Raw genomic sequence first — 12732 nt, 5'->3', positions numbered from 1 at the left:
GGGCGCGGCGGCGGTCGCGCAGCGGGCGGGCGCGGCGGCGATTACGCCGCCGCCGGTGTGCGTATTCTCGAAGCATTTGCACTTCATCAAGGATTATGGCCAGCTTGCCAAGACGGCGAAGTCGTTGGGCATCGACGGGCTCGACCTGACGGTGCGCAAGGGCGGGCACGTCGAGCCCGCAAACGTCGCGGCCGATCTGCCGAAGTGTGTTGATGCGGTGCGCGCTGAAGGACTGGACGTGTTCATGGTCACCACCGATCTCAACAAGGGAGACGACCCGGACGCCATTCCGATCCTCGAAGCCGCGTCGAAGTTGAAAATCAAATTCGCTCGCGTTGGAAGACAGCAATACTCGAAGGACGGCGACATCGCGAAAGAACTCGCCGGGTTTATCGAAGGTTTGCGCGGGCTCACATCGACGATCGCGAAGTACGGAATGGTCGCGGGCTACCACAACCACTCGGGCGCCGAGCAGGTGGGCGCGCCAATGTGGGACATCTACGAGATGGCGCGCGCCATCGATAGTCCCGCGTTCGGGTCGAATTTCGACGTTGGCCATGCCACGGTCGAGGGCAGTTACGGCGCGTGGCGCATCACGGCGCGGCTGCTCGCGCCATATGTGCGCATGAGTTCGGTGAAGGATTTCGTGTGGGAAGACAATAAGGTCAAGTGGGTCCCGATTGGTCAGGGACATGTAAATATACCGGAGTACTACTCGATCTTTCGCTCGGCGGGTTTTGCCGGGCCGGTGTCGATTCACGTCGAGTACAAGGTCGAATCCGACGACGCAATGCTGGAGGAAATCCGGGCCGCCGCTGTACGCGTGAGGACCGATTTGGGCAAGGCGGGGTATGCTGTGTAGTAGACGCAACCTTTTCGGCGTTGGAAGCATCTAAGCGAAAAGGTGACAAAGCGGAGCTTTTCACGAGTGCGTTCCGAAGTGGAAACTTCGTATCGAGTCAGACGAGTATGAAGTGAGGCGGGACATTTGATGCAGGATATACTGAACATGTCGTTGGCCATTCTTGGGTGGTCGGCGTTTGGTATTGCCATTCTCGTGGGCATTGCGCTCAACCTGTTGGGGCTTTTCGGAAACTGGATTATCCTCGCGGCGATGGTGATCGCGTGGATCGTGCTCGGGTTCGAGCCATTCGGCTGGCTCGGAATCGGCTTGATGTTGGGTTTTGCCATCATCGGCGAGATTCTGGAGACACTTGCAGCCGGGTTTGGCGCGAAGAAATTCGGCGGCAGCAAGGGGTCGATGGTTGCGGCGTTGGTGGGCTGCCTCGGCGGGGCGATTCTCTTTACGCCCCTGATTCCTGTTCCCCTCGTGGGCACGCTGATTGGCGCGTGCATCGGCGCGTTCGTCGGCGCGGCGCTTTGGGAGCACCTCAAGCACGAGAAGAAGCCGGGCGAGGCCATGTGGACGGGGCTGGGCGCCGCGTTGGGTAAAGTTGCCGGGCTGTTCGCAAAAACAGCGGCCGGGTTCGCCATGCTGATAGTTGCGGCGTTGACGTATTAGCGTATTGCGTCCGCTTCAATGGACCCGACCGGCGATCGCAATCGCCCCATTATTCCCACAATTCCCATTTCCTTGCGCGCCTTCATTACAGAAATGTAATTTGGGCGGACACGCCATTTGCGTTACACTGCCGCGGGGCTGTTTTGAAGAGGCTGTGTGGTAAACGAGGGAGTGGGTAAAGCATGTTGTCGCGTTTCAGCCGTATTCCTCTGATTGTCGCCATTATAACGACGAGCGCTTGGGCGCAGCCGCCGTTCGTGAACTACGAGTCGCCGCAGATTCATCCCGTGGATATCAGTCCCGATCATTCGACGCTTGCCGTGTGCAATACCGCGGCCGCGCGGATCGAACTGTTCAACGTGACGACCGGCAATGCGTCGCCAATCGGATCGGTCGCGGTGGGCTACGATCCGGTTAGCGTGCGGTTCCGCAACAACGACGAAGCGTGGGTCGTCAATCACATTTCCGACAGCGTAAGCATCGTAGACATTCCTACGCAGCGCGTGCGCGCAACGATTGCGACGGCGGACGAGCCGTGCGACGTCGTGTTTGCGGGCGATCCGGTGTTCGCGTTTGTGTCGTGTTCGCAGGTCAACCGGGTGCAGCGGTTCAACCCGGACGATACTAAAGCGGCGCCGACCAACATCGATATTCTCGCGGAGGACCCGCGGGCGCTGGCGGTAAGCCCGGACGGATTGACCGTATATGCTGCAATCTTCGAGTCGGGCAATCGCTCAACGCTAATCGCCGGCGGATCGGACAACACAATCGGCATTAGCCCCGGAAACGATGCAATGGAAGACCCGACGGGCCCGTACGGCGGCGTCAACCCGCCGCCAAACGATCCCGACGACGTGAATATGGACGGCAATCTGTTCATGCCCCCGAAAGCGGCGAACGGGACCGCGCCAAAGGTCGGGCTGATTGTGAAGCAGGACACGAACGGTGCGTGGCGCGACGACAATGGGAGCGACTGGACGCCCTGGGTGACGGGTGCGAAAGCCAACCTTTCGGGGCGGTATCAGGGCTGGGAGTTGATTGATCGCGACGTGGCCGTGATCAACACGGCGACGCTCGCCGTCACGTACATCGAACACCTGATGAATCTGAACATGGCGATCGCCGTGAACCCCGCAAGCGGGGACATCACAGTCGTCGGCACGGAAGGCACGAACGAAGTCCGCTTCGAGCCAATCGTCTCGGGCCGGTTCATTCGCGTGCGGCTGGCCATGATCGATCCCGCGAAGGTTGGCCCGTCGATCGTGGATTTGAACGCGGAGCACCTTGGCCTCGCGCAGGGCGGCAATCCGTACGAAGAAAGCCAGGTGGCGCCGCCGGAGCGCAATAAATCGATTGGCGATCCGCGCGGCATTCTGTGGAACGCCACCGGAACGCTGGGCTATATCACGGGCATGGGCTCGAACAATCTCGTTGTCATCAATTCGTTCGGCGAGCGAATCGATGTCGGCTTCTCGAGAGCGCTTCGCGAAGGGCCAACGGGGCTCGCGCTCGACGAATCGCGCAATCGGCTGTACGTGCTGAACCGCTTCCACGGATCGATTTCGGTCGTCGAGACGACCAACTTCAACGAAATATCCAACGTACCCTTCTTCGATCCGACGCCGCCGCCAATCAAGATTGGCCGCAAACACCTCTACGACACGCACAAGAACTCGGGGCTGGGCCACATCGCCTGCGCGTCGTGCCACATTGACGGCCGCATGGACCGCCTTGCGTGGGACCTGGGCGATCCCGCGGGCGCGGTGAAGCCGTTGAGCGGGACCGGCAATCCTCCGATTCACAATCTTGGCGCGGGTATTCCCGGCCTAGCCGCGGGCCAGACCTCGCCCGCGTTCCAAAACTTTCACCCGATGAAGGGGCCGATGACCACGCAGACGCTGCAAGGCATCATCGGCATGGAACCGCACCATTGGCGCGGGGACCGCAACGGGCTGGAGGAATTTAATCCGGCGTTCGTCGGGCTTCAGGGTGACGATCCGGTGCCCGGCCCAGGTCCGGCTGGAGGGCTGACGCCGCAGGAAATGCAGGAGTTCGAGAACTTCATCGCGACGCTACACTTTCCGCCGAACCCGCACCGCAACTTCGACAATTCGCTGCCGACCGATTTGCCGTTGCCGCGGCAGTTCGCGAACGGACGCTTCGCGCTGGCGAATGGAGCGCCGCTGCCGAACGGCGACGCAGTGCGCGGCCTGCAGCTCTACCGCGATCAGAATGCACCATTGGACGCGGGCAATTTCACGTGCGTCATCTGTCATACGCTTCCCACCGGCGCAGGCACGGATTCGTTCCTCACCCTGCCAGGCGGTATACCGACGTTCTTGCCCATCCCGCCGGGCCCGATGGGCGAACACCATCTCGCGCTCGTTTCGGTGGACGGCGCGACAAACCGCGCCATCAAGGTGCCGCACCTCAGAAACCAGTTCGACAAGGCGGGGTTCGAAACGACGCTGGGCAACCCGAGTTACGCAGGGTTCGGCGTGTTTCACGACGGGAGTATCGACAGTATCGCCCGTTTCGTGAGCGAGCCGGTGTTTGAAGTGCAGAGCGATCAGGACGTGGCGGACTTGACGGCGCTGGTACTTTCGTTCAGCGGCGGATTCAATCAGCCGAACCCGGGACCGTTGCCCGAACCGCCGGGACCACCCAGCGCGGACGCGCACGCAGCAATCGGCAAGCAGGTGACAGTTGAAAGCGCGAGCAAGATCGATCCGCTTGTAGAGCAAATGCTGGCAATTGCGAATGCCGGCAGGGTGGACGTCGTCGTTAAGGGGAGCCTGCTCGGATACCAGCGCGGGTGGTTTTACCAGGGGAACAACCAGTTCCTGCCCGATTGGTCCGAGGAGTCCGCTTTGACGACGGCGGCGCTGCTCGCGCTCGCCGCGCCTGGAAGCGAGCTGACGTTTACCGTTGTGCCGATCAACTCGGGCGAGCGGCTGGGCGTCGACCGCGATCTCGATGGCACGCCCGATTTCGACGAATTCCTGGCGAGCGACGTGACGCCGCCGACGGCAACCCTCGCGAGCGATACTCCAAACGTCGTGAACGGCGCGATTGAGGTGAGCCTCACGCTCTCCGAGCCGAGCATATCGTTCGATCAGGGCGACATCACGGTGACCAACGCGGCGATTAGCGATTTCGCGGGCGGCGGGTTGGAATTCACCTTTACGCTGACGCCGATCGCGAACGGGACGTTCACCGCGAAGGTCGGCGCGAACAAGTTCACCGATTTCGCGGGGAACCCGAATACGGCGTCCAACACGCTCACGCGGTCGAATGGCGAACCTGCGGGCAAACTGAAGGTCAAGAAGCCGAACGGCGGCGAAGCCATCGAAGCAGGTGCGAAGTTCAAGATCCGCTGGACGTCGACCGGGGCGGTTGGCGATACCGTGAAAATCGAACTGTGGCGCAACGGCTCGTTCGTTATGAATATCAAGGCATCAACCGATAATGACGGAAAACAACCGTGGAACGTTTCCAATAGCGTGCCGAAGGGCGGTGGCTACAAGGTGCGTGTCGTTTCCACGTCCGATATCGGCATTTCGGACATGAGCAACAACGCCTTTGAGATCGTTGCGGCCCCTTAACTGCGGCTAAAACCTTGCGAAGCGGCGGCGCGTCCATTCGGCGAATGGGCGCGCCGCCGATCGGTTATCGAAAGTCTTGCGGCATCAGCCGTGGCTGTTGGCCGCCGCGCGCATCGCTGCAATCGCTTCCAACTGTCGTGCGATGAACGCCTCGGCCCGTTCGCTTTCGACCTCGGGATCGCAGATCGCGCGCAATTCTTCTTCCAGTTCGCGGAGCTTCTTGGCGTTCTTGTCAGCGAGATTCCGCAGTTCGTCGGGGTCGTCTTCGACGTTGAACAACTGGTGCGGCGCCTTGGCGCAATAAATCAGTTTCCAATCGTCCTTGCGGACAACATACCCGCTGCCGCGCACTCCGTGACCGTGATACTCGCTGAACGCCACGCGGGACCGGTCGCGTTTCCAGATGCGCTGCAACGCTTCGCCGCTCCAATCGTAGGGCTGGCGTTTGCGGACGGCGTAGAAGACGGATGCGCGCATGTCGTGCAGGTCGACCGGCGTTCGGACGCGCGTGCCGCGCGCGAAGCCCGGGCCCGCGGCAATCAACGGCACGCGCGCGCTATCTTCGTACAGGCTCGATTTCCACCACATGCCGAACTTGCCCAGCATCTCGCCGTGGTCGGACGTGTAAAACACATTCGTGGTCTTTTCGAGGTCGTGTTGGTCGATCGCATCGAGCACGCGGCCCAATTGCCGGTCCACGTACGTCACTAATCCCAGATATCCGCGCCGCAACCCGCGAACCTGATCGTCGCGGAACTGGTCGGTTTGGAAGTGCGCGCGCAAGTCGAGCGCGTAGGGATGGTTCGCGGAGGTGGCGTCGCCGCGGAAGGCGGGAAGGTCCGCGGCGTCCGCGTACATGTCCCAAAGTTCCTGCGTAACGTGCATCGGAAAGTGCGGTTTCACGAGTTGGATGACAAGTACCCACGGCCTGTCAAGTTGCTTTGGCTTGTCCGCCAGCCACTCGAGTGCGGCGGCGATAACGGAGTCGTCTTTTTGGAACGGGTTTGAATCCTGCGGCCCGAATCCGTCTGCACGCTTCGCGCCGTCGGGGCGAATCGCGAGCGGCGCGTGTTGAATCAACGTGTCGCCCGGCGGTGTCCGGTCGCCCGGCAGGATCGTCTCCGAGAACCCCAGCGCCGGGCCTTCGCGGAACACGTCCGTCTTACCGATATGGACGGTATGGACGCCTTCGTCGTGCAGCACCTGTCCGTAGGTCGGGTAATCGAAGCGGAACACGTTGCAGTTGCTGTAACACTGGATTTCGTGAACGCGCTTGCCGGACATGAACGCGCTACGGCACGGCGCGCACAACGGCGAAGGACAATACGCGTTTTCGAATACCGTGCCGCGCGCAGCCAGCCGATCGAGGTTGGGCGTTTGCACGATCGGGTGCCCGTACACCGAACTGATGTGCGGGTTGTGCTCGTCACACATAAACACCACGGCGTTCATCGGACGTTCGTCGAACGCCGCGTTCCGCTCGGGGTGCGCAGTGTGGTACGGGCGCGTCCCGAACGACGACGCGAGCAAACCGCCCACGCCTTCGCCGATGAATTCGCGCCGTGTTCGCATGGTGCTCATGGCGCTGCCTATGCTAATCCCGCCGATTAGCGTTGGGCAACCGTCGTGGCGTTTGCCGCGCGCGTCACGGCGCGGTACAGTAGCCGCCTATCCGGGAGGGTCTGCGTATGCACGTTACACGGCGCGAATGGCTCCGGGCGGCGGCCGCGGGGGCCGTGGCGAGTGCGGCGCCGCGCACCGGTTACGCCGCGTCGTCCGCCAAGCCGAATATCATCTTTATACTCGCGGACGATCTCGGCTACGGCGATCTCGGGTGTTATGGGCAAGACCGAATCAAGACGCCGAACCTCGATCGGATGGCAACGGAGGGTGTGCGTTTCACGCAGTGTTACGCGGGCAGCACGGTGTGCGCGCCGTCGCGTTGCGCGCTGATGACGGGCCTGCACACGGGCCACTGCTGGATTCGAGGCAATGCGCGCGTTCCGTTGCGCCCGGACGATGTCACCGTTGCGGAACTATTGAAGGGCGCGGGGTACTCGACCGGGCTTATTGGAAAATGGGGCTTGGGGAACGAAGACACAACGGGCACGCCGAATAAGCAGGGGTTCGATTATTTCTTCGGCTATCTCGATCAGGGGCATGCACACAACTACTACCCGGCGTTTCTCTGGCGGAATGAGCAGCGCGTACCGCTCCGCAACACCGAGGACCCGAAAAACAAGGGCGTTGCTGTCGAGCGCGTCGAGTACTCGCACGACTTATTTGCCGCGGAAGCCTTGACGTTTGTCGAGCAGCACCGATCCGAACCGTTCTTCCTGTATCTCGCGCTCACCATTCCGCACGCAAACAACGAAGGCGGGCGCGCAACCGGCGACGGCATGGAAGTGCCGGACTACGGCCCCTATAAAGACGAACCTTGGCCTGTTCAAGAGAAAGGCAAGGCGGCAATGATTACGCGCATGGACGCGGATATCGGGCGATTGTTTGCCAAGCTGAAAGAATTCGGCATCGATGACAATACGCTCGTCCTCTTTTCGAGCGACAACGGCCCGCACAAGGAAGGCAATTCGGACCCGGAGTTCTTCAAGAGCAGCGGGCCGTTGCGCGGGTACAAGCGCGCGCTATACGAGGGCGGCATTCGCGTTCCCGGAATTGCCCGGTGGCCGGGGAGGATTCCGCCGGAGCGCGTGAGCAATCTGCCGTGGGCGTTCTGGGACGTGTTGCCGACGCTATGCGAGATCGCCGGGGTCGAAGCGCCAACGGGAAACGATGGGATTTCGATCGCGCCGACGCTTCTGTCCATGGCCACCGGCGGCGAAGCGGCGCAACCCCAACACGAATTTTTCTATTGGGAGTTCCACGAGCAGGGATCGAAACAGGCCGTCCGCATGGGAAACTGGAAGGCGGTGCGGCTGGCGCAAGGCGCGCCGCTCGAACTCTACGACCTCGCCACCGACATCGGCGAAACCAGAAACGTCGCGGCAGATCAGCCGGACATCATCGCGAAAATCGAAGCGTTTCTGGCGAACGTGCGCACGCCGAACGAGCACTGGCCGATGAAGCAGGCATCGGATAAAAAACCGCAGTAGAGAGAAAGGAAGCTGCTCCCGTGCCGACAGTCATCCACGATATTCGGGGCTACCGAGTCTTCTTCTTCAGTTTGGATCGGGGAGAGCCCGTTCACGTTCATGTTGCAAAGGGGCGGGCGCACGCTAAATACTGGATGCAGCCTTTGGAACTTGCACGGTCGCGAAATTTCCGAGCGTACGAATTGAACGAGATCGCGCAGATACTCGAAAACAATCGCGCTATTATCGAAAGGAAATGGCATGAGCACTTTGGCAGAGAAAGTTGAGCCACTTGCAGTGGACGTTTCGTTTACCGATGACGCAATTCGAGTCGTTCTGGCCGACGGGCGAGAAATCTCCGCCCCGCTTCAGTGGTTTCCGCGGCTCCTTCACGCAACGCCGGTACAAAGGGCGCAATGGGAACTGATCGGAGACGGCATTGGCATCCACTGGTCACAGGTCGACGAAGACATAGAGGTCGAATGCTTGCTCGCTACCTAAACGTTGGCTTTCAATCGTTTCGCATCGAAGATACGCTGTCAGGCGGACACTCAACTCTTCGACAGAATTCGCGACATTGTCGTCGACTGCGAACATCGAGCAGCGCGAATTCCGCCTAGGTTTGTCCGGCATTGTTCGAGAATTCTCGCTCGTTGCCCCATCGTCAAGTAGGTCGACAATAGTACCTACTTTCCAGCCCGAGGCTTCCAATCCGGTCGGTCTTCTGTGAACGTGATCGCACCGGGCCGGAGAACGACGGTGTCTGCGAAGGCTTTCCTTGCTTCACAATGCGGCAGGAAATCAGACCGTGTACGAAATGCTGCAAGTCAGTTTTCCACCGTTCGTGGCCTATACGCTAGATACCTACCAGCGCAATCTCCGCCCAATAGGCCGCCTCGCAGAACCATCCGGTAGGTTGGTTCAACAACTCGATGGCGATGGTCTTTCCCGCGTGTGGCGCCAGATCGATCTCGACGTTGCGCCATCCGTCGCGAACCGATTCCGCATCGATGGACTCGTCAAAGACTTTCGTTCCGTCCACCTTCACGACGAGTTGCCAGTCGCCGCCATCGTGATGACTCACGACCAATCGCAGTTTGGCCCGGGAGTCTGCCGGAAGCGCGACTTCTCGGGATAGTACGCACGGCGTCTCGCCGTCATCGGGGTGTGTCACGAGGACGCGCTGGCGCCCGCGATAGACCGCGCGGATGCCGGGGTCCATCTCGAGGCCGCAGTTGTCGATCTTCCACTCCGGCGCAAACTCCGCGATCACGTTGTTCATGTCCACGCGCCCATCGGACAATTCCTGCGGGCGGATTTGTTCGTTCACTTCCGCGTCAGTGTAGCGGCTGTTGGCGATGGGCCCCGGATTCCAGCTTTGTTCGAGTGGCGATGGCCGTGGCGCGCTCCGCGGGATGTGGAAAAACTGTCTGCCGTCCTCGGATTCAATCGCGCCACCTTCGCGCACCACGGCATCGCGCGCGAGACTTTCGCAAACCGACACAAGTTTCGAAAAGGAGTACTCCGTGTGCGTGAACACCATGCCGCGGTCCAGCGCCGATTTGTATTTTGCGGGGATCGCATCCAATCCAAGCGAAGTAAACAGGATTCCCGCCGCGCTGGACGGGTTACAGTCCGAGTCCTGTCCGCACCGCGTGGCGATCTCGATCGTTTTGTCAGGGTCCTTGCCGCCGTAGAGCAACCCCATCACGATGTATGCGCCATTGATCTTCGCATCGATGTTGAACTCTTTTTTCTTGCCGCCGCACGACGCCTTGCGATAATCGAGGTTCTCGTTGTACTTCGCTTCGATCCGGCGCCACGCCGCTTCCCATTCTTCGGGATACTCCTTCCACCAGGCGATCACGTCGCGGATGCAGCCCGCGTACTGGCTCTCCACGGGTATGCAGTCGAGCCCGGCAAGCACGATCTTTTCCGGGTCACGCTCGAAAAACGCCGCCGCGTACATCCCCCCGACGAACTGTCCTCCGTAGATGCCGTCTCCATAGTTGACGAGCCGGCCGAACAGCTCGCCAAGCCGGATCGGCACGTTCGGCATGCCCGGCGCAATCAGACCCGAATAGTCCGCCTCGATTTGATAATCGATGTCGTCCGCGTGCTCGTTGAACTGCGGATGACCCGAATCCGGCGGCGCGATTCCCGCGCGCAGGTTTCGGCGCCCGGCGCTGTTCGCATGCCACAGCGGATACCCGCTCCGCGCAAAATCGATTCCCGCCTGCTTGTGCGACACCTCCCAACCGTGCACTTCCAGCGACCGCAGGAACGTCATCTCGACATACAAATCGTCCTGCCAGAATTGGTTGATGTATTCCGGCTTCCATTCCGGCAACGCGCCCGCCGGGACCATTCGCCCGTTGAACTGAAACTCGGTCGGTGCGCCGTAACCCACGCCCGCCATCTGCCCAATCCAGCCCGCAGTCATCCGGTTGACGTATTCCTCGGCTGGCAGTCTCAGAAAGCTCTCCTGCGCGATGCTGCTGAATCCGGCACAAAGCGTGACTGCGATACATGCTCTAATCATGTGCAACTCCAAGCGTAAGTCGTAGAACACACGGCAAAGGGGATAGTTTACAGAAAATGGGCTGCCCGCTTCCGTTCTGCCTGACGGTTTGTGGCCTGCACCTGTCGCGCGGTAAACTATATGCTTGTGTGTCCTCGGTGCTGGACCGCGAAGACGGAAGGAACACGATCACGTGCCCACGACGGATGACGGCGGTTACGTCAACTATTTCGAGATTCTTGATCTAGGCCCGGACGCCAAGCCGGGCGAGGTGCGCAAGTCGTACCGCACGAAGATGAAGAACCTCGTGGCCGAAATTGCCGCGGTGGAGATTACCGAAGAGCGGCGCGCGGCGTACCTGCTGGAAATGGCAAAGCTGAACGCTGGCCTCTTTCTGCTGCGCGAGACCGAATTGCGCGACGCGTATTGGCAGGACCGTCAGGAACTGATTAACCTCGAACACGAATGGTGCCAGGCGGCGCAGAGCGGCGCGGACACGAATGAACTGCGCAAAAGCTACGATTCGCGCGTGCGCGCGTTTCTTTCCCGGTACGTCGAAGACGCCATGCTCGCCGCGGGACGCGACAAAGAATGCGTCGAGGTGAGTCACTGGGACCCAGCGCACGAGCGCCACGCGTCGCGAATTCTGCGCCATTACCGTAACGGGCTCTATCAACAGATTCTCGAGCGCCTGCCGTTTGCCGAGGTGACGAAACCGGACATCGATTGGGACGAGCGCCGGAAGTTCGTGGCCGGCGTATTGGCGCAGGGGGCGAATTAAGCGTGTTTGGTAGAAAGAAAACGGCGACTGCGCCGAAAATTGTCGATCAGGAAATCACGGCGCACGCGCTCGCGAAGGCCGTGGCGGATGGCGACTTCGTCAATTTTCGATTGCTGTTTCAGTCGTTCTCGCCGGCGCGCGTCAGTTCGTCCGAGCGGTTCGAAGACGCAAAGTACGCCTATCTGCTGCCGGATGACGACCTCGAATCGAAGCCGGAATTCCGTGAGGCGTTGCGGATGGTCCGTGAGGAGGCGACGTGGCGCCATATCCAGAACGAACTTGACGCGAACCGGCCCGCGCAGTTGCCGGCGGAATTGGTGTTGTTGCTTGCGGACAACGCGGTACGTCTCGGGAAGTACACCATTGCCGCTCAAGCGTATGAATTGCTTCGCATGCGTCGGCGCATGCAGGACGAATTCTTCGCGCAGGCGGACACAGCGCTCGACAACGGGAACGCCCGCCGCGCCGTGCACGGGTATCTCGTGGCAACCGGCCTTGAATACAACTACGCGGCCTTTCCGGAACCGCTTCCGCTCGTGCCCGATTGGCAAACAAAGGCTTTGATTCTGCATGGCGAGTACCCGCGAACGCCCGACGACTGCATTCCCCTGCAACAGCCGGAGCAGTTTCTTCGAACAGCGCTGACCTACTTGCTTCTCGACGGCCGCGCCGCCGCACGTATCGAGGGCCGGCCGGTCTCGGTGCGCCTTTCGTTCCTCGCGGAACTCGTCAAACAGCGCGATCCCGCGTGGCGCGATTTTGTGCATCGGTATCGCGAGGCGTGCGATCAAATGCGCGAGTTCGAGGCGCGCATTCAGCACGCAATGGCCGAGCGCGGCGGCGGACGCGTGTCGCTCGCGCGCGAAATCGAGGAAATGCTCGGGGAGGACCCGCACAAAATCCCCGCAACGCTGCTCGGACGCACCATCGAAGGCGGCGAGTGGTGGCAGTATCTGAAGGAACTTGCGTACACGCACCCCGCGTCGGCGCTGTTCGTGTCCCGGCAAGTCATTGGCGAAACGGAAATCATCGTGCCACGGTACCGCGGGGATTCGCCGGTGCCGTCCGCAGTGGGGCTGCTGCCTGCCGCTGCCGCGAACGTGTAGATCGATCCGCGCATGGAAGCCCGCCGCGCCCGCGTGTATACTATTGAAATCTGTGCGTCCACGTGGGGAATTGCGGGCGCATACTCAGATCAACCCCAACATTGTGTT

Annotated in this window: 10 protein-coding genes; 8 read left to right on the top strand and 2 right to left on the bottom strand. The window is 60.9% G+C overall.

Annotation, left to right across the window (positions count from 1 at the left end; translation table 11 throughout):
* The 3 genes from HUU46_01195 to HUU46_01185 all read left to right on the top strand — a co-directional run.
* On the top strand, window positions 1-862 hold an 862-nt coding region (locus HUU46_01195; GenBank protein ID NUM52234.1), incomplete at its 5' end, for a sugar phosphate isomerase/epimerase.
* A 147-nt stretch (window positions 863-1009) separates the two neighbouring features.
* Window positions 1010-1522, top strand: a complete 513-nt coding sequence (locus tag HUU46_01190) for a DUF456 domain-containing protein (GenBank protein ID NUM52233.1) — start codon at window positions 1010-1012, stop codon at window positions 1520-1522.
* A gap of 182 nt (window positions 1523-1704) precedes the next feature.
* A complete protein-coding gene (locus tag HUU46_01185; GenBank protein NUM52232.1) occupies window positions 1705-5127 on the top strand; it encodes a beta-propeller fold lactonase family protein in 3423 nt (1140 codons plus the stop codon).
* 84 nt (window positions 5128-5211) lie between these two features.
* Here HUU46_01185 and HUU46_01180 read toward each other — a convergent pair whose 3' ends face one another.
* Entirely contained in the window at window positions 5212-6708 is a 1497-nt protein-coding gene (locus tag HUU46_01180; GenBank protein NUM52231.1) for a sulfatase-like hydrolase/transferase, read from the bottom strand.
* A gap of 107 nt (window positions 6709-6815) precedes the next feature.
* On the opposite strand from HUU46_01180, the gene HUU46_01175 reads away from it, so the two are divergent.
* From HUU46_01175 to HUU46_01165, 3 genes are read left to right on the top strand one after another with little or no spacing between them, the layout of a single operon-like run.
* On the top strand, window positions 6816-8237 hold the full coding sequence (locus tag HUU46_01175) for an arylsulfatase (protein ID NUM52230.1): 1422 nt from the start codon (window positions 6816-6818) through the stop codon (window positions 8235-8237).
* 20 nt (window positions 8238-8257) lie between these two features.
* Window positions 8258-8503 (top strand): DUF4160 domain-containing protein, encoded by a 246-nt coding sequence (locus tag HUU46_01170; protein NUM52229.1) that lies wholly within the window; start codon window positions 8258-8260, stop codon window positions 8501-8503.
* Complete coding sequence (locus HUU46_01165) at window positions 8478-8717, top strand: DUF2442 domain-containing protein (protein NUM52228.1); 240 nt, start codon at window positions 8478-8480, stop codon at window positions 8715-8717. Before HUU46_01170 ends, HUU46_01165 begins: the two co-directional genes overlap by 26 nt.
* Window positions 8718-9072: 355 nt before the next feature.
* Here the strand turns inward: HUU46_01165 and HUU46_01160 are convergent, their stop codons facing one another.
* Window positions 9073-10758 carry an ADP-ribosylglycohydrolase family protein gene (locus tag HUU46_01160; GenBank protein NUM52227.1) on the bottom strand — a complete coding sequence of 562 codons (1686 nt, stop codon included), beginning with the start codon at window positions 10756-10758 and terminating at the stop codon, window positions 9073-9075.
* A gap of 172 nt (window positions 10759-10930) precedes the next feature.
* On the opposite strand from HUU46_01160, the gene HUU46_01155 reads away from it, so the two are divergent.
* A complete protein-coding gene (locus tag HUU46_01155) occupies window positions 10931-11518 on the top strand; it encodes a hypothetical protein (GenBank protein ID NUM52226.1) in 588 nt (195 codons plus the stop codon).
* A 2-nt stretch (window positions 11519-11520) separates the two neighbouring features.
* Complete coding sequence (locus HUU46_01150) at window positions 11521-12624, top strand: hypothetical protein (protein NUM52225.1); 1104 nt, start codon at window positions 11521-11523, stop codon at window positions 12622-12624.
* Window positions 12625-12732 lie beyond the last annotated feature (108 nt).

Source organism: Candidatus Hydrogenedentota bacterium, assembly GCA_013359265.1.
Classification (GTDB): domain Bacteria; phylum Hydrogenedentota; class Hydrogenedentia; order Hydrogenedentales; family SLHB01; genus JABWCD01.
Note: the sequence above shows the minus strand (reverse complement) of the source record. Positions and strands in the feature narration are given on the sequence as shown.

What these genes read in the sequence shown, in the direction of transcription:
- HUU46_01165 (NUM52228.1), top strand. Translation starts at nt 8,478, where the DNA reads ATGAGCACTTTGGCAGAGAAAGTTGAGCCACTTGCAGTGGACGTTTCG.
- HUU46_01175 (NUM52230.1), top strand. Translation starts at nt 6,816, where the DNA reads ATGCACGTTACACGGCGCGAATGGCTCCGGGCGGCGGCCGCGGGGGCC.
- HUU46_01160 (NUM52227.1), bottom strand. Translation starts at nt 10,758, where the DNA reads ATGATTAGAGCATGTATCGCAGTCACGCTTTGTGCCGGATTCAGCAGC.
- HUU46_01190 (NUM52233.1), top strand. Translation starts at nt 1,010, where the DNA reads ATGTCGTTGGCCATTCTTGGGTGGTCGGCGTTTGGTATTGCCATTCTC.
- HUU46_01185 (NUM52232.1), top strand. Translation starts at nt 1,705, where the DNA reads ATGTTGTCGCGTTTCAGCCGTATTCCTCTGATTGTCGCCATTATAACG.
- HUU46_01180 (NUM52231.1), bottom strand. Translation starts at nt 6,708, where the DNA reads ATGAGCACCATGCGAACACGGCGCGAATTCATCGGCGAAGGCGTGGGC.